Origin of the sequence: Kineosporia rhizophila (assembly GCF_021277265.1) — a bacterium.
GTDB lineage: Bacteria > Actinomycetota > Actinomycetes > Actinomycetales > Kineosporiaceae > Kineosporia > Kineosporia rhizophila.
This window is the reverse complement of record NZ_JAJSOH010000007.1, coordinates 118,484-134,963: the sequence shown is the minus strand read 5'-3', so window position 1 is coordinate 134,963 and position 16,480 is coordinate 118,484. Positions and strand designations below refer to the sequence as shown.

Annotated in this window: 13 protein-coding genes; 4 read left to right on the top strand and 9 right to left on the bottom strand. The window is 72.9% G+C overall.

What is annotated here, in order from left to right; genetic code table 11:
* The first annotated feature begins 5 nt into the window (after positions 1-5).
* Complete coding sequence (locus LWF15_RS13030) at positions 6-3,134, top strand: BTAD domain-containing putative transcriptional regulator (RefSeq protein WP_232810826.1); 3,129 nt, start codon at positions 6-8, stop codon at positions 3,132-3,134.
* Here LWF15_RS13030 and LWF15_RS13025 read toward each other — a convergent pair.
* Genes LWF15_RS13025 through LWF15_RS13020 form a run of 3 tightly spaced genes read right to left on the bottom strand, consistent with a single transcriptional unit; the run spans position 3,131 to position 5,104 of the window.
* Positions 3,131-4,081: a CaiB/BaiF CoA transferase family protein gene (locus LWF15_RS13025; protein WP_332879898.1), complete on the bottom strand. Its 951-nt coding sequence runs from the start codon at positions 4,079-4,081 to the stop codon at positions 3,131-3,133. The genes LWF15_RS13030 and LWF15_RS13025 overlap by 4 nt on opposite strands.
* A complete protein-coding gene (locus LWF15_RS36300) occupies positions 4,074-4,322 on the bottom strand; it encodes a CoA transferase (protein WP_332879897.1) in 249 nt (82 codons plus the stop codon). The genes LWF15_RS13025 and LWF15_RS36300 overlap by 8 nt, the downstream gene beginning before the upstream one ends.
* Positions 4,323-4,324: 2 nt before the next feature.
* On the bottom strand, positions 4,325-5,104 hold the full coding sequence (locus LWF15_RS13020; RefSeq protein WP_232810824.1) for an enoyl-CoA hydratase/isomerase family protein: 780 nt from the start codon (positions 5,102-5,104) through the stop codon (positions 4,325-4,327).
* 151 nt (positions 5,105-5,255) lie between these two features.
* Between LWF15_RS13020 and LWF15_RS13015 the strand changes: the two genes are divergently transcribed.
* Both LWF15_RS13015 and LWF15_RS13010 read left to right on the top strand, forming a co-directional pair.
* Positions 5,256-5,687: a GlcG/HbpS family heme-binding protein gene (locus LWF15_RS13015; RefSeq protein WP_232810822.1), complete on the top strand. Its 432-nt coding sequence runs from the start codon at positions 5,256-5,258 to the stop codon at positions 5,685-5,687.
* Positions 5,688-5,703: 16 nt separating this feature from the next.
* A complete protein-coding gene (locus LWF15_RS13010; RefSeq protein WP_232810820.1) occupies positions 5,704-9,261 on the top strand; it encodes an SCO7613 C-terminal domain-containing membrane protein in 3,558 nt (1,185 codons plus the stop codon).
* Between the two features lie 4 nt (positions 9,262-9,265).
* Here the strand turns inward: LWF15_RS13010 and LWF15_RS13005 are convergent, their stop codons facing one another.
* The gene (locus LWF15_RS13005; RefSeq protein ID WP_232810817.1) at positions 9,266-10,012 is read right to left on the bottom strand and encodes a DUF4253 domain-containing protein; all 747 of its coding nucleotides are present in this window, start codon (positions 10,010-10,012) and stop codon (positions 9,266-9,268) included.
* Between the two features lie 18 nt (positions 10,013-10,030).
* Positions 10,031-10,561 (bottom strand): GNAT family N-acetyltransferase, encoded by a 531-nt coding sequence (locus tag LWF15_RS13000; protein ID WP_232810815.1) that lies wholly within the window; start codon positions 10,559-10,561, stop codon positions 10,031-10,033.
* Between the two features lie 55 nt (positions 10,562-10,616).
* On the opposite strand from LWF15_RS13000, the gene LWF15_RS12995 reads away from it, so the two are divergent.
* Positions 10,617-11,294: a hypothetical protein gene (locus LWF15_RS12995; RefSeq protein ID WP_232810813.1), complete on the top strand. Its 678-nt coding sequence runs from the start codon at positions 10,617-10,619 to the stop codon at positions 11,292-11,294.
* A gap of 16 nt (positions 11,295-11,310) precedes the next feature.
* Here LWF15_RS12995 and LWF15_RS12990 read toward each other — a convergent pair whose 3' ends face one another.
* The 4 genes from LWF15_RS12990 to LWF15_RS12975 are packed head-to-tail and all read right to left on the bottom strand — an operon-like array spanning position 11,311 to position 16,464.
* Positions 11,311-12,174 (bottom strand): hypothetical protein, encoded by an 864-nt coding sequence (locus LWF15_RS12990; RefSeq protein ID WP_232810811.1) that lies wholly within the window; start codon positions 12,172-12,174, stop codon positions 11,311-11,313.
* Entirely contained in the window at positions 12,171-12,557 is a 387-nt protein-coding gene (locus LWF15_RS12985) for a hypothetical protein (protein ID WP_232810810.1), read from the bottom strand. The genes LWF15_RS12990 and LWF15_RS12985 overlap by 4 nt, the downstream gene beginning before the upstream one ends.
* Before the next feature lie 15 nt (positions 12,558-12,572).
* Complete coding sequence (locus LWF15_RS12980; RefSeq protein ID WP_232810808.1) at positions 12,573-15,104, bottom strand: CHAT domain-containing protein; 2,532 nt, start codon at positions 15,102-15,104, stop codon at positions 12,573-12,575.
* A complete protein-coding gene (locus LWF15_RS12975; RefSeq protein ID WP_232810806.1) occupies positions 15,091-16,464 on the bottom strand; it encodes a tetratricopeptide repeat protein in 1,374 nt (457 codons plus the stop codon). Before LWF15_RS12975 ends, LWF15_RS12980 begins: the two co-directional genes overlap by 14 nt.
* Positions 16,465-16,480: the final 16 nt, after the last annotated feature.

Genomic DNA, 16,480 nt, shown 5'->3' with positions numbered 1-16,480 from the left:
GGCGCGTGCAGATCCTGCTGCTGGGCACGTTCGAACTCCGCACCGACACGGGCACCCCGGCCGATGTGCCGGGGGCCCGTCTGCGTGCGCTGCTGGCGGCCCTGGCCCTGCGGCCGGGCCAGCTGGTCACCAAGAGCACACTCATCGACTGGATCTGGGGCGAGAACCCGCCCGCCGAGGCCCCCAACGCCCTGCAGCGCCTGGTCTCCCGGCTGCGCAAGGCCCTTCCGGAAGGGCTGGTCGAGGGCCTGCCCGAGGGGTACCGGCTGGCCGTCGCCCCCGAGCAGGTCGACGCCGTCCGGTTCGAGCAGCTCATTCTCCAGAGCCGTTCTCGCACCAGCGATCCGGTCCTGCGCACCGAACTGCTCCGGCAGGCGTTGCCGCTGTGGAAGGGCGCTCCCCTGGCCGAGGTCGGCCTGCAGGACAGCCCGGCCTTCGAGGCCGCGGTCGCGCACCTCACCGAACTGCATCTCACCGCCGCCGAGGAATGGGCCGAGGCCGAGGTCGTTCTGGGGCGCGGCGCGGAGATCCTGCCCCGGCTGAACGACCTGGCCGCCGCCCACCCGCTGCGCGAGCGCCTGGTGGCCACGCTGATGCGGGCCCTGGCCGGCACCGGCCGGGCGAACGAGGCCCTCGCGGTGTTCGGGCGCACCCGGCGGGCCCTGGCCGAGGAGCTGGGGGCCGACCCGTCGGCCGAGTTGTCCGAGCTGCACCTGTCGCTGCTGCGGGCCCCGGCCCCGCCCGCCCGGCCCCGCGCCCACAACCTGCGCTCCGAACTCACCAGCTTCGTCGGCCGCGAGACCGAGGTCGGCCGGATCGGCGACCTGCTCGGCGAGTCCCGGCTGGTCACCCTGATCGGGCCCGGCGGGTGCGGAAAGACCCGGCTGGCCACGGAATCCGCGCGGGCCCACGCCTCGGCCTGGAAGGACGGCGCCTGGCTGGTCGAGCTCGCCTCCACCAGCGCCGGCGGCGACGTGGCCCAGGCCGCCCTGGCCGCCCTCGGCCCGCGCGACACGCTGCTCGCCGAACCCTCCGAGACCACCCTCACCGAGCGGGTCGTGGCCGTGGTCGGCGAACGCGAGATGCTGCTGGTGCTGGACAACTGCGAGCACGTCATCGAGGCCGCGGCCACCTTCGCCCACCGGCTGCTGGGCGAGTGCCGGCAGCTGCGGATCCTGGTCACCAGCCGCGAACCGCTCGGCATCACCGGTGAGGTGCTCTGGCCGGTCCTGCCGCTGGCGGTGCCGGATCCCGAGGCCGGTGCCGGGCAGATCGAGGCCTCCCCCGCGGTGCGTCTGCTGCTCGACCGGGCCCGCGCGGTACGCAGCGACCTGGCCCTTGACGAGGGCACCGCTGAGGTCCTGGCCGGGATCTGCCGCGCGCTCGACGGTATCCCGCTGGCGATCGAACTGGCCGCGGCCCGGTTGCGCACGATGACGCCCGACCAGCTCGCCCTGCGCCTGAACGACCGGTTCCGACTGCTCACCGGCGGCAGTCGCACCGCCCTTCCGCGCCACCGCACCCTGCACGCGGTGATCGACTGGAGCTGGCAACTGCTCAGCGACGACGAACGCCTGATGCTGCGCCGGCTCTCGGTGTTCTCCGGCAGCGTGAGCCTGGAGGCCGCCGAAGCCGTCCTGGCCCCGTCAGCACAAGCCCTCGACCTGCTCACCGCCCTGACCGAGAAGTCGCTGCTGGTGGCCCTCGGCGAGGGCGCGCCGCGCTACCGGATGCTGGGCACCATCCGCGAGTACGCGGCCCAGCGGCTCACCGAGGCGGGCGAGGCGGAGTCTGCCCGCCGCGCCCACCTGGCCTTCTTCACCGACCTGGCCGAGACCGCGCAGCCCCACCTGCGCCGGGCCGAACAGCTCACCTGGCTGGCCCGCCTGCACGATGAGCACGACAACCTCGGCGCCGCCGTGCGCGCGGCAGTGAGCGCCCAGGACGCGGCCGGGGCCATGCGCCTGGCCGCCTCCGCCGGCTGGTACTGGTGGCTGGCCGGGCACAAGGCCGAGGGCAACGAACTGGTGGTGGCCGCCAGCCGGATCCCCGGCGAGGTGCCCGCCCCCACCCGGGCCATGCTCAGCGCCCTGGTGGTGATGTTCCTGAACTCCGGGCGGGGCGACGAGCGCGACGCGGCCGAGTGGATCGAGCAGGCCTACGAGCTCACCCGGCGCATCCCGCAGCCCGACCCGCTGCTGGGCCTGGTCGCCCCGCTGCACCGCATGCTCACCGACCCGGGCGCCTACCTGTCCGCCTTCGAACCCCTGCTCGACAGCGAGGACCCGTGGGTCGCCGCCCTGGCCCAGCTGCACCTGGGCAAGGTCCGGGTGGTGATGGGCCACAGCGGCACCGAGGCCGACACCTTCCTGCACACCGCCCTCGAGCAGTTCCAGGCCCTCGGCGAACGGTTCGGAATCTCCTTCGCCCACACCGAACTGGCCGCCCGCCTGGCCCTGCGCGGAGACCGGCTCAGCGCCTGCGAACACTACGAGCAGGCCATCCGGGCGGTCACCGAGCTCGGCGCCCTGGAAGACGTCATCGCGCTGCGCGCCCGCCAGGCCCACCTGTACTGGCTGAACGGCGACATCGAGGCGAGTACGGCTGCCCTGGCCCACGCCCACCACCTCGCCGAGCAGGCCACCTGGTCGGTCGCCCTCTCCGAACTGGCCATCGTGGAGGCCGAACTGGCCCGCAGCACCGGCAACGCGCCCGAGGCCCGCCGCCAGCTCGACCGGGCCGCCGCCGTGCTCGGCGAAGAGGCCGGGCGGGCCGAGTTCCGCGCGGTACGCCACGACCTGCTGGCCTACCTCACCGACGACCGGGCCGAGGCGGGAAGGCACCGGAAGCTGGCCTACGAGGCGGCGAACGAGGCCGGCTACCCGCTCACGATCGCCCAGGTCCTCGTCGGCCTCGCCGACCTGGCCCAGCAGCAACGCGACGACGAGCAGGCCGCCCGACTGCTCGCGGCCAGCGCCGCGCTGCGCGGCCTGCCCTACGTGGAACATCCCGACGTGACCCGGATCGAACAGACCGCCCGCACCCGGCTCGGCGAGGCCCGCTACGCCGAAGTCAGCCGGGAAGGCACCCGGGACAACTGGCCCGAGCTGGCCGACGCCACCCTCAAAATCTAACCCGCCACCACCCCGGCCTGCCGCAAGGCTTCAATCCGGTCACCGTCGAGCCCCAGCTCGCCCAGGATCTCGGCGGTGTGCTGCCCCAGCACCGGCGCCGGGTGCCGCAGCCAGCCCTGCTCACTGCCCTCGACCTTGACCGCCTGCCCCAGAACCCGCATCTCGCCCAGGGATTCGTGCTGCACCGTCTGCACCATGTCCAGTCCGGCGGTGACCGGATGATCGAGCGCCTCCCCCACGTCGAGCACCGGACCGCACGGCACCCCCGCCTGATTGGCCAGCTCGATCCACTCCTCGGCGGGCCGGGCGGCCAGACGCTGCTCGATCAGCCGCCGCAACTGCCCCCGGTTGGCCATCCGCGCAGCATTGTCGGCATATTCCGGCTGCCCCACCAGCTCTTCCAGGTCGAGCACACCGCACAGACGCCGCCACATCCGGTCGTTGCCGCAGGCCAGGGTGATCGAACCGGACCGAGTGCGAAAGGTGCCCTGAGGGAAGATGATCGGATGGTCGTTGCCGTCCTGGATGGGCACGACGCCGAGACTGAGATACTTCTGCGCCTGGTACGACATCAGCGTCAGCGTCGACTCCATCAGCGACGACTCGACCACCGCTCCCCGACCCGTGCGCTCACGCTCGTGCAACGCCGCAAGCACACCCACCGCCGCGAAAACCCCGGTGGCCGAGTCACTGACCGCGATACCGACCCGCAGCGGGCCGGTCTGCTCGGTGCCGGTGACACTCATCAGCCCGGACATGGCCTGCGCGGTCTGGTCGAACCCGGGCAGGGCCTGACCGGGTGGGCGCTGACCGAAACCGCTGATGTCCACGTAGATCAGCCGCTCGTTACGCTCCCGCAGCACCTCGGACCCCAGGCCCATCCGGGCGGCCGTGCCCGGGCGGAAGTTCTGCACGAACACATCGCTACGATCGGCCAGCTCACGCACCAGGTCGATGCCTTCGGGGCGAGCGCAGATCGACCGCCAGCGAACGCTTGTTGCGATTGGAGGCCATGTAGTACACGCTCTCGTCGCCGTGGAACGGCCCGGACTCCCGGGCCGGGTCGCCGGCCGGCAGGGCCTCCACCTTGATCACGTCGGCGCCCAGGTCGGCCAGCAGCATGGTGAGCGTGGGCCCGGACAGGTAACGGCTCAGATCCAGCACTTTCAGGCCGGTCAGGGCCGCCACCGCTACGACCTTCCGGCCCGGAACACCGGCGGCCGGCGCTCGGTGAAGGCCGCCACGCCCTCGCGCAGATCCGGCCCGTCATAGGCCTCTTCGTGCAGCGCGCGCAGCAGTTCGTGCTGCTCGGTGGCCGACGGATCGGCCCCGGCCAGGTCGGTGACCTGCTTGGCCGCCCGCACACTGACCTCGGAGCCCAGGCAGATCGACTGCACCAGGGCAGCGGTGACCTCCACGACGCCCTCCTCCTCGACCACCTGCTGCACCAGCCCCCAGGCCAGGGCCTGCCGCGCATCGATCAGAGCACCGCTGAACAGAAGATATTTCAGGTTCGCGGCGCCGATCGCCCGGCTCACGGCCCGGGTCTCGGTCAGGCCCAGGGTGACTCCCAAGCGGGTGGCCGGAATGCCGAAGCGCGAGCCGACCGTGGCCAGGCGCACGTCACAGGCCGCGGCCAGCTCGCAGCCGCCACCAACGGCCAGCCCCTGCACCATCGCGATCACCGGAACCGGCACGGCAGCGGCGGAAGCCAGCGCCCGGGCGACCGATTCGTTGTAGCCGTCGGCCACTCCGGCGCCGATCCGGCGGGACGGGAACTCGGCAATGTCGGCCCCCGCACTGAACGCCCGCCCACCGCAGCCTCGCACCACGACCGCCCGCAGCGCCCGGTCCTGGGCAAATTCGCCCGCCAGACGGGCGATCTCGTGCCAGGCGGCCAGGTCGAGCGCATTGTGACGCTCCGGCCGGCCGAGACTGACCACGGCGACCCGCCGCCCGTCGACCTCCACCGTGGCACAGTGCACCGGACCGGCTCCTGGCACCGGATCTGCCCTCAGGGCGGCCGTGAGTGCTTCTGGTGAGGTGGACCCCATGCCGTTGGCCGCCTTCCGATCACAAAATCGATGGTGAGCGCGCGCCCATAGTTACATAATTCCGGACATGACCGCACTGCCCCTGGAAACCGCCCGCACGATCATCGCCGCTGCCCGGGCCCACGCCCGCGAGGCCGGCCTGCAACCGCTCACGGTCGTGGTGCTCGACGCCGGAGGGCACGTGCTGGCCGCCGAAAGGGAGGACGGCGCGTCGAACCGGCGCTTCGACATCGCCTTCGGCAAGGCCCACGGTGCGATCTCGATGGGGCTGGGCTCCCGGGCCCTGATGGCCCGGGCCGAGAACCAGCCGTACTTCGTCGCCGCGGTCACCTCGGCCGTCGGCGGCGCCCTGATCCCGGTGCCCGGCGGGGTACTGGTGCGCGACGCCGAGGGTGCGCTGATCGGGGCGGTAGGCATCACCGGCGACTCCTCGGACAACGACGAGGCAGCGGCCGTGGCGGCGATCGAGAAGGCCGGGCTGACCGCGCAGACGGAGTGATCGCAATAATCACCGCATGAGTTTCGACGTGGGGGGACAGCCCGGTCCGGGCCCAAGGGTGATCGGCGCGCTCCCAGAACTGCGCCGCCTGCTCGTGGACCTCTCGCGTTGCCCCAACTGCGCGGCCGCACTGACCGGCCCCCGGTGCCCGGTCTGCGGGATCGACCTGTCCGGGCCCGAGGCGGCCCGGGTGCAGACGATGAGCCGGGTCGCCGCCGAGGCCCTCGACCAACGCGAAGTGGCGCTGCAGTTCCTGCGTGCGCAGGCGGCCCGAGCAAGAACAGAGCCAAGAGCAGAACTGAGGACGCCGGCGAGCGCGGCTCCCAGCCCCGGCGCACCGCCCGTCCCCAGCCCACCACCACCGCCCGGCCCGGTCCAGCCGCCCTGGCCCGACCGCGGTCCCGAACGCGCCACCCCGTCCTGGCTCAGCGTCAACACGATCCTGGTCGGCGCGGGCGCCCTGCTGCTGGCCGTGGCCGCCATCGGGTTCCTGATCTTCTCCTGGCAGAGCATGCCCCTGGCCGGCCGGGCGGCCGTGATCGGTGGGGTCACCCTGGCCGCCCTCGGCACCGCCACCTGGCTGCGACCGCGCCTGCCCGAGACCGCCGAAGCAGTCGGGGCCCTGGCCGTCGTCCTGGTGCTCGGTGACACCTGGGCCGTCCGCAGCACCGGGCTCCTCGGCGCCGACGAGCCCGACGTGGTGCTCTACACCGGCAGCGCCCTGGTGGTGGTGGGCCTGCTGCTCGAGACCTGGGGCCGGACCACCAAGGTGCGCGCGGGCACCCACGCCAGCGCCCTCCTGCTACCGCTGGGCGCCTACTTCCTGACCGCCCAGCTCACCCACGACCTCGTCGACACCTGGCAGCTCGGCCTGATCGCCGGCGCCCTGGTCACCCTCTGCCGCCGCACCCTGCCGCCGACCTGGCAGAACGAGCGCATCATCGCGCGGATCACGGCCGCGCTCATGCTGGCCGCCGCCACCGTGCCGTCCTGGCTGGGTCTGCCCGAGCTCACCACCGCAGCTCTCGGAGCAGTCGCCGTCACCGCAGCCCTCGCCGCACAGACCTGGGCCGACCGCCCTCTGGCCCACACGCCGTCCTCAAACAAGCCGCAACCCACCAACGCGAGCCCGCCGCCCAGCCCTCACGCACTCAACCGGGCCTGGTCCCTGGCCGCCGGCGTCTCGATCGTCGCGGCCGCCGCGGTGGGTGGCGGCGCCGTCGCCGAAGCACTCTCGCTGCACGGCGTGACCACGCTCATCCCGGTCGTCGTCGAGGCCGGCCTGCTGCTGATCCCCTTCACCTTCCTCAGGCCCCACCCCGAGGCAGCCCTGCGCCGCACCGCGGCCGCCATCGGCGCCCTCGCCACCTACGGCCTGATCGCCCTGCCCACCCTGACCCTGACCGCCTGGCACCTCCTGCGCCCGATCCCCACCAGCGCCCGCGCCCACGACGCGGGCACCAGACTGGGCGACATCGGCGCCCAGCAGCCCGACCTCACCCGTCACTGGCTGAGCGTCCTGGCCGCCCTGGCCGTGATCATCGTGGTCAGCTGGGTGGTCGGCCGCGGCCAGGCCTGGCCCTCGGGCCCCTGGCCCAAACGAGTGCACCGGCTGCTCAACCGCCTTCCGCTCCCCCTCGCGGCGTCCGCAGTCGTTCTGGTGGCCCTCACCCCCGCAGCCCCCGTTGCCGCCGGCGTCGCCGCGCTACTCGTCCTTTCGTTCGTTGCGGTCGCGCTGGCCCTGCGCAGGTGGCAGCCCTCACTGACCTGGACCGCCGCCGTCCTCACCGGCACGCTCGCGGTGATCCTGGCCTGGGGCACCGAGCAACTGCCGGGCGCCGTCACGCTGCTCGCCGCGGTAGCGGTGCTGGGAGCCCGACGCCGCTTCCCCGGCACCGACGAGAACACCCGGATCGGCCGCGCCGCCCTGGCCCTGCTGGCGGCCATTCTGTTCCCGGTCGCCCTGGCCGTCCTGATCGAACAGCTCGGAGCCGACCAGAGGACGTCCGTGATCTGGACCGCTCTGATCAGCGGTTCGGGGGTGGCAGCACTGCTCACGATTGCCCGCCTGCCGATCCCCCGGCGCCCGGGCCGGGCCGACTGGAGCCCTCTCGACCGGCTGATCGCCACCGCACCCGGTCTCGTGGCACTCGGAATCGGCTACTTCACCGCCGTTTCCGACCCCGACCAACTACCGGCCGTCACCCGGCCCGCCCTGATCCTGGTCGCCCTGGTCATCGCCCTGAGCGGCGTACTGTTCATCCGGGCCGCCCTCGCGACCGCCTATCCGCAGCTGCCGCAACTGTTCGCCGGCCTGAGCACTCCCCTGCTCGGTTTCCTGGCCGCCACCTGCGCCGAGGTCTGGAACCCGGACACCATCTCGAACGGCCTGATCTGGTCGCTCTCGACCGCCGTGGGCACTGCGGCCGTCACCGTTGGCCTGGTCAGCGACCGGGCCGACGCCCCCCGCTGGAAACAGCGTCGGATCGGCGCCGAAATCGGTCTGCTGGCAGCCGGTCTGATCGCCGTCTCGGTGACCCTGAGCGGAGACGCCGACACCGAGCGGGTCTGGCTGACCCTGCTCATTCTCGGCGTCTCGGCCTCGGCGATCGCCTTGAACCCCGACCGCAGCGAGATCGGCTGGCTGGCCGGGCTGCTGCTGGCCGGCTCCTCGTGGCTGCGCCTGGCCGATGCGGGTGTGCAGGTGGTCGAGGCCTACACCGTGCCGCCGGCCCTCGCCCTGCTGGCGGTCCAGCTCTGGGCCCACCGCCGAAACCCCTCTCTCACAGCCACATCGAAGCCCAGCTCGTATCCGCAGTGGTACCAGGATCTCGGCGTGCTGGCCCGCCCGCTGCTGATCGGCGTGGTGCCCAGTGTGCTGGCCGTCGGCGTCCGCGACGAGATCTGGCGGCCCATCCTGCTCATGACGATGGGTGGGCTCCTGGTGGCGGGCACGCTCTACGCCCAGCGCAGCGGTCGGCTCACCCGGCCCGGTCTCGCCCGCGCCCTGGTATTGACCGGCATGGTCATCGCCGTCGCGACCGCCCTGCTGCGCACCATGCACCGCCTGGACGAACTGGCCCCGATGCAGGGCCGCCAGATCCCACTGACGGCCCTGGAAGCCTGGACCGTCCCGGCCGCGCTGATCCTGCTGACGTTCGGGCTCAACCGGTTCCAGCACCTCGAGAAGAGCACGCCCGCGCCCGACATTGCGCACTCCTGGCCCACCGTCGGGCCCGGCCTGCTGCTCCTGCTCAGCCCCAGCTTCCTGGCCACCCTCAGTGAGGCCGAAAGCCCCCTCTTCCGGCCCGTTCTGGTCCTTGTCGCAGCGGCCTTGGCCGTCGCGGCGGGTGCGGTCAAGCGGATGCAGGCCCCTCTGATCGGCGGAGCGGTAACGCTGGCGGCCCAGGCGTTGATTCTGATCGGGCCCTGGCTGCAGGAAGTCGGTCAGGCAGTGCCGCTGTGGGCCTGGGCCGCGATCGTCGGGCTGGCGCTGCTGGTGCTGGGCGGCGGCTACGAACGCCGCCTGGCCCAACTGCGCACCGTTCGTTCCCGGCTGGCCGCCCTCCGCTGAAATCTCAGTCCCACCAGAACGACCAGAGCGACTCCCCGACCAGCCCGTCTGCGTAGGCAGCCAGACCGTCCATCTGCCCGATGTTGTCGGGGCACAACGCGAAGTGCTCCGCAGCGATCGGCAGTGCCTCGGCGCGACTGGCGGGCGGGGCGGGCACGCTCACATAGAGATCGGCGAACCCCATCCCGACCAGTCGCGCCCCGAACCGGTCCTCCCACGAGCGCAGAACGGCCGAGACCTGGGCCGTGTCGTCGATGTAGTTGGCCGGGCCCTGCCAGCCCGTGACCGACGGAGCATCAGCACTGCGCTCGGCCGCCACCAGTCCCAGCCGCAGATGCGGCTTCTCGGCCAGCATCTGGACCGCACAGCGGTCCGCCTGCTCTTCCGGATCCACCGACAAGACCTGCGAGGGCACGAGACCCGGCCACCGACGTCCAAAAGGAGCCGTCAGCTCGTCGTCCTCGTCGTCCTCATCGGTTTCGGAGTACTCGTCCCACCACTGCGCCAGCAGAGTAGCCGCGTCGTGCTCTTCGGGACTGCTCATGTCGCCCGGCGCCAGCTCGCCGGTGTCCCACGGACGGTCTACGTCGTGGTCGTCGCTCTCCAGCAGGATCGGAACCAGGCCGGTGCGAAGGCGGTCGGCCCGGAGCGAGCGCCAGAGCTGAACGGTGGCCGGCCCCTGACTCACCCAGAACGCCGAATGCCGGGCTGACAAGAGTTCTTGCAGCTCAGGCGGAAGACCGGAAGGCATGCGCGCGAGCATAGGGGCTCACCCGATCGGCTTGTGCATCACCGTGCACTCCAGCCGCACCCCGTTGGGCGTGGCGAACGAGGTCTCCTCCACCACCACGAACCCCAGAGCGCGGTACAGCGGCACGCCCGGACGGGTGGCCATCAGCACGAGCTCGGCGAATCCCTCGGCCTGGGCGGCCGACTCGGCCGCCGCCAGGATCTGCCGGGCCAGGCCTCGGCGGGTCCGGTCCGGGCGCACGAACATCGCCCTCACACGGGCAGGCTCAGTGGCCGGGTCGAGCAGGCGGGCATCGTCGTCGTGCGTGTGCCCGGTGCCGGTGTGCAGCTTGGCCCGCCGGCTCCAGCCCCCGCAGGCCACGAGCTCGCCCTGCTCCTCGATCACGTAGTAGGTACCGTCGGCGACCAGGTCCCGGTCGAGGTCGGTGATGAACCGGGCAGCCGCCCCGGTCTCGGCCGGATCGTGAAAATCGGGGAAGAGCCCCAGCACCGAGGCCCGCATCAGCTCTTCCGTCGCGGGGATGTCCTCGGCCGTCGCGGTACGCAGCATGAACCGACGGTAGCCGTTGCCGGCTCTCCACGGCGACGTCATAAAGTCAGCTCTCGTGCAACTGAACCTCAGTGGAGTGCAGCCTTCCGGCCTCACCCGCCGGGCCCGGTCGTTCCTGGCCGGCAACGGTGTGAAGATCGACGTACGGCCGGTGGACGAGGTCCGGCAGTGGTGGCTGGAGCAGGACGTGCCCACCGACGTGGTGGACCGGATCGCCGCCTTCCACCAGCGCTGGGGCGGCCTGCTGCTGCCGCCCTCGTCCGAGTACAACGGCGGGCCCAAGTGGCTGGAGCCCGACCTGCCGGTTTTCGTCGACGGGGTGGGCTGGTACTTCGAGGCGGGCGAGGTGCGCTGGTCGATGAGCTACTGGTTCACGGTCGGGCCCCAGGGCGAGTTCGGGGTGCAGTCCGGCGACCGGCACGTGCCGCTGTACGGCAGCACCGAGGGCTGGGTGGAGTCGCTGGCCCTGGAACACCACGCCACCTCGTTCGCCCCGCAGATCTCCCGGATCACCGGCGACGACGTGGACGACCTCGACCTGGCCGGCTACCTGCCGGTGCCGGAGGTGCAGGGCCGGGCCGACACCTGGTGGCGCGGCCCGGACTCGCTGCTGTCGGTGCGCACCGGGGTGGCCGAGTGCCTCGACGTGCCCGCCTACCGTAAGGCGACGCTCTACGCCGGGCTGGACGAGTGGGACCTACGCAGCGAGGTGATTCCGGCCGACGCGGAGTGACCCCCGCGGCAACCGTTCAGGCTCCCTTACGGACCCGCCGGGTCACGGCCCGGCCGGTCTCCGGGGTGAGGGGACCGGTCACCTCGATGCCCAGGCTGGTGGCCAGCGACCCGCCGTACAGGTCCACGGCCGACTCGACCAGCTCGGCGTAGCCGTCGACGGCCTGACGGGCCGTGACCCAGCCCACCACCCAGGTCACCGCCCCGACGAGCGCGGCGGGCCACCAGATCAGGCCCAGCACCCCGGACATCAGGCCCCAGGCCGAGATCACGGCGGCCTGGTCGATCCGGGCCCGGGCGGCGCGGATCTCGGCGCAGGGGTGCTCGGGGAGAACGAGCCACAACCGGGGCCAGACCGTGGGAAGGTCCAGCCCGTAGGCGTTGCGGACCCGGATCTGCACCCCCGCGACGCGATCACCGGTCCACGTCGGGCGGCTGGGTTCGGCGCGGGCGAGGGCGTTGCGCCGGGCACCGAGCCGGGCGGCCTCGGCCGGGTCGGGGTCTTCGAGTGCCCTGACGAACTCGGCCTGGGCCTGCGTCCACCGTTGCCGCCGTCGGTCCGTCCGCCATGCCGACCAGGCCCGGGCCGGCCGAGGCCACGAGCCCAGCCACCACAGCAGCTGACCGACCCCCAGCAGCTGGGCGACGACCCCGGCGCCGGTTGCTGCGAGGGCGAGCGAGGCGATCAGGACGACGCCGCCCGCCGTGTCCCAGTCCTCGGCCCGGGCCCACTCGGCCAGCATCTGCAGGTCCAGGGCGTGCCGGTGGCCCTGAACGACCCCGAGCACCCCGGCCACCACGAAAAGGACTCCGGGAAGGGCGATCAGGGCGCTCCAGCGGTCGAGCAGCCGGCTGCCGAGCGGGCCGAGCAGCGGGGTCACGGCAGATCCACCAGGGTCAGGGTCTCGCCCCAAAGCGCGCACACCGGTTCCGGGCCGCCGGGTTGCCGCAGGTCGTAGCGGGAGCATCCGGCCGTCGGGCACCGGTACCGATCGACCGAGGCCGGGCCCGGCCCGGCCGGCAACAGCGAACCCGGGCCGGAGACCGTGGGCGGCCAGGCCCGTTCGGGGCCGGCCTCGGGGATGCCCAGCTGCCGGCACAGGTCGACCAGCCGGGCGGTCCAGCCGCCGTCAAGCCGGCCCTCGGCCGCCTCCTGGGCGAGCTGCTCGAGAGCGCTCAGGGCCCGGACCCCGGCGGCCGACGCACGAGCCCGCAGGAAGCCGAGGTCCTGGCAGAACCGCCCGAGCTGATCTTCGATGTCCATGACCGAGTCTCCCCGCTACGCGCCGATGTGGATGTGGGCCGACCACAGGGTGGGCACGGACGGGGCCGCCCTGCGTTCCTCCTGCACGGCACGGTGCAGGGCGTGGGCGACGTGGCCCGGACCGTCGCCGCCCATGGCCCGGTGGCTGTTCCCGGCCAGCCGCTGGGCCACGTCGTCCGCGGTCCGCCAGAGCGTGCCCACCACGTGCCGGAACCCGGCCACGTGGAAGGCGCTGGCCAGGTGCACGCCCTCGTCGGCGAGCGCCGGGGCCGCCCGGGTGGTGTCGCAGGCCGACAGGTAGGCGAACTCGGCCCCGCCCAGCCGCAGAGCCGCGATGTCGGAGACGGTGAGGGGCGCGTCCTGGTGGTCGTGCAGGAGCAGGTAGGGCACGCCGGCGGCATCGGCGCTGCTGCGGGCATGACAGGCGAAGTGCACCCGGCGGCATCCGGGCAGGGCCGCCAGCACGCTGCGGCGCGTGGCCGACTGGCCTTCGAGAACATCTGCCTCGGGCCAGATCTCGCGGTGCATCAGATCGGCCTCGGCGTGAGCTCCGGGAAGTGGCGGGGCCCCAGGGGTAGTGGGCATGGCGACGACGAGTGAAGAACCGGGGGCGCGCGCCGACGGGTTCTCCGAGCCACGGTGGTGCAGGAGCGTGCGCAGGGTCGGGGTGTAGGAGGAAACCACCAGATCGAGCACGCACCGCCCGGGCGGAACCGGGGCGAACGGCTCGGGGTACTCGCCCGCCGCATGCAGCGGCAGGAACGTCAGAGGGCCGGTGGGCACCCACCAGATCCGCGGAAGGGGTTCGGAGGCGTTCGGCCGACGGCGATCGAGACCCAGTGCGGTCAGGACGGGTTCGGCCACGGCGTGCCACAGCCAGCGCAGGACGGCGCGGGCGTCGTCTTCCGCGGCCGCGTGCTCGGCCCGACCCCGGGCCGGGTCCCGGCCTGCCGCCACGGCCTCGGCGAACGCCTGCGCCTGCTGGTGGGCCTCGGCGGCAGTGAGGTGGGGCAGCGGCGTGACCCGCATCCTGGTCGGCTCAAGAATGACTGCGTCGCACCGCAGAGGGCTGACCACGAGGATGACCACCGGACCCTCGCGGCCCGCCGTCAGCAGTTCGGCGACGGTGGGCGGGCGCAGGAAACCCTCGAAGCCGGGCTGCGCCCGGATCGTGTCCAGCAGGGCGTCCCACTGCCGCGCCCGGTCGCGGCGCAGCTCGGCCCGGGCGAAGCTGTCGCGCGGCGCGGAAGGGCTTTGGTCGTCGACCCGGATCAGCAGCCGGTGCAGGTCGGCGGCCAGCTCCGGGTGGGCCCGTTCCAGCGCGGCCGGGTCGACGGCGGTCTCCACGGCCCGGGCCAGCAGGATCCCCCGGCCCTGTTCCAGCAGCAGCAGGGCCAAGGCCGGATCACCGGCCGCCAGGGCGTAGGCCGCCGCGTCCAGCGCCAGCCCGGGGAACTGGGCGATCTGCACCTGCTGGTCGCTCCGGCCCAGGTGACGTCCCGGCAGCAGCGGGAACAGGTCGACGGTGCGCTCGAACGCCCACCGGGCCTCGGACAGGTCGGCGCCGGACAGCAGGGTCACCCCCGCCCAGGTCATGGCGGCCTGGATACGTTCGGCGACCGGCAGACCCGCGTTGTCGACGACGTGCCGTAACCACCTTCGCGACAAGGCCTCCGCCGCCTGGTTGCTGGCGGACCGGGCCCGAAGGTAGTCACCGGCGGCCCGCATCCGGATCGCGGTGGCCCGCAGGGGGTGCCCCTGTGGGGTGACGTTCTCGGCCTGCCGGCTCGCGCGCACGAAGTCCGTCAGGGTCGAGGGGTTCGGATCCTGCTGGTGCACCAGGTACAGGAGCCGGGCGTAACTGTTCTTGCGCTCGACCTCGTTCGGATGCCCGGCCGGGGTGGCGGCCAGCGAGGCCCACATCGCCTGCCGGGCCTGGGCCAGCACGGCCGGGTCGCGGGCGGCCGTCGGCAGGCTCATCAGGGTGAGGGCCAGGTTGGACTGGGAACGGGCGTACAGAGGATGCGTGACCTCGGCTGCGGCCGAACGGGCCAGATCCAGGGCCCGTTCCAGGACCTCCGGGTCGCGGCGCACCTGGTACTGCTCGCGCAGGCACTCGGCCAGATTGCCCCGGGTCACCGGTGAGGGCTCTTGGCGCAGGGCCACTTCGAGGAAGTCGGCCGCCTCGTCCAGGACCGACGTGTCCCGTGACCGGACGTAGTACTGCAGGAGCGTCACCCCTACGGCGGTCTGCCGGCCGACGTAGTGCGGATCCCCCGGCGCGGTGACCCCGGCCACGTCACGCGCCAGCTTCGCGGCCTCTCGCAGATCGTCCAGCGAGCCGCTTCTCAGTGACCGGGCCGCCAAAGCGCCGGCCAGGTTGGCCCGCAGGCTGTTCCTGGCCCCGGCCTCAGCGCCGGGCGCGCCCAGCCCCGAGCGCAACCGGTCGATGGCGGCGTCGAGGAGCTCGGGGTGGCCGAGCACGTCGTACCGGTCCCACAGGGCGACGGCTTCGTCGTTGAGGCTCCCCGGGTCAGGGTGTGCCATCGGAGCCCAGCGCCGCGTCCAGCATTGCCGCATAGTTCTCGATCACCGGCCGGTTGGGGTCGTCCGGCGGAGTGTCGGCCAAGGCCTCGTGGGCGTACTGCCGGGCCTCCAGCAGCACGGCGGGCGCCTGGGTCAGGAGGCCGAACTGCATGAGGGCCTGGCTGAGGGCCACAGCGGCCCGGCCCCGCTGCCGGTCCCGTTCCGGTCGCAGGCTCAGGGCCTCCCGACCGGTCACCACGGACTCGGCGAGCATGTCCCGGTCCTTCTCCGCGGCCCCCGCCACGAACAGCACGTTGGTCAGATTGCTCAGCGCCGAGGGGTACTCGGGGTCGTCGACGTCGAGAGTGGCCACGATCTCCCGGTTCAGCTGGACGGCCTGCGCCAGGTGCCCGGCCTCACCGCGCTGGTGCGCATCGAGCAGAGCGGTGGCCAGAGCGGTGCGGCAACGGGCTCGGTGCTGACCGCACGCGTCGGCCGCGTCGACGGCGGCCCGGCCGGCGGCAACGGCTGCGCTCAGGTCGGCCTGGCTGCCTGTGCGGGCGGCCCGGGTACGCAGCGAGACACTGAGCGTCGCCGCCGACAGCGCCCGATCGACCGAACCGGCCGCCGAACCGGCGACCACCTCGGCGGCGAAGTCGACGGCCATGTCCAGCAGTTCCGGGTCGCTGGTGGCCTGGGCCCTCAGCCGAAGGGCGTCGGCCGCCGCGACCGGATCGTCGAGGGGCAGCGTGAGCGGTTCCCCCACACCGGGCGGCTGGGCAGAAGGCCCGGAAGGGCCGGGCCGGTCGGCGACCTCGAGCATCAGCTCCCCGGCCGGGTGCCCGGCCCGGGCCGCCTGCCGGAACCACCGCTTGGCGGCGCGGACCTCGCCCTGCGAGAGCAGAACCTGCCCCAGGCTGAGCATCGCCTCGACGTGGCCCGCCCGGGCCGCCCGGGAGTAGGAGTCGATCGCCTCGTCGGTGCGCCGCAGCCCTCTCAGCACGTTGCCCAGGTTGTTCAGGGCAGCCCGGTCGCCGGTGTCGGCCGCGGCGCGCAGCCACCGCTCGGCCTCTTCCCACCGGTCGGCCTGCTTGAGCAGAACGCCGAGGTTGTTCATGGCGTCGACGTGGCCGGCCTGGGCGGCCCGTTCGTACACCCGCATCGCCTTGGCCGTGGCACCGATCTCGGCGAAGGAGAAGCCCACTTCGAACAACACCCCGGGATCGGTGGCGTCACTCGCGGCGGTGAGCCACTGTTCGGCCTGCTCCGGGTCTGCTGCTGCCAGGCGGGCCCGCCCGGCAGCAAGGAACCCGGCGAACTCCGAGTTCGACGGATCGACTTCCTCCGGCGGGGCGGCGCGCCTCTTCTTCCGACCGAACACTCGTCCCCCCAACGAA

Excerpts from the sequence above, each read along its gene's own strand:
- LWF15_RS13015 (WP_232810822.1), top strand. The coding sequence starts at position 5,256 with ATGACCGCACTGCCCCTGGAAACCGCCCGCACGATCATCGCCGCTGCC.
- LWF15_RS13010 (WP_232810820.1), top strand. The coding sequence starts at position 5,704 with ATGAGTTTCGACGTGGGGGGACAGCCCGGTCCGGGCCCAAGGGTGATC.
- LWF15_RS13005 (WP_232810817.1), bottom strand. The coding sequence starts at position 10,012 with ATGCCTTCCGGTCTTCCGCCTGAGCTGCAAGAACTCTTGTCAGCCCGG.
- LWF15_RS13000 (WP_232810815.1), bottom strand. The coding sequence starts at position 10,561 with ATGCTGCGTACCGCGACGGCCGAGGACATCCCCGCGACGGAAGAGCTG.
- LWF15_RS12985 (WP_232810810.1), bottom strand. The coding sequence starts at position 12,557 with ATGGACATCGAAGATCAGCTCGGGCGGTTCTGCCAGGACCTCGGCTTC.
- LWF15_RS12980 (WP_232810808.1), bottom strand. The coding sequence starts at position 15,104 with ATGGCACACCCTGACCCGGGGAGCCTCAACGACGAAGCCGTCGCCCTG.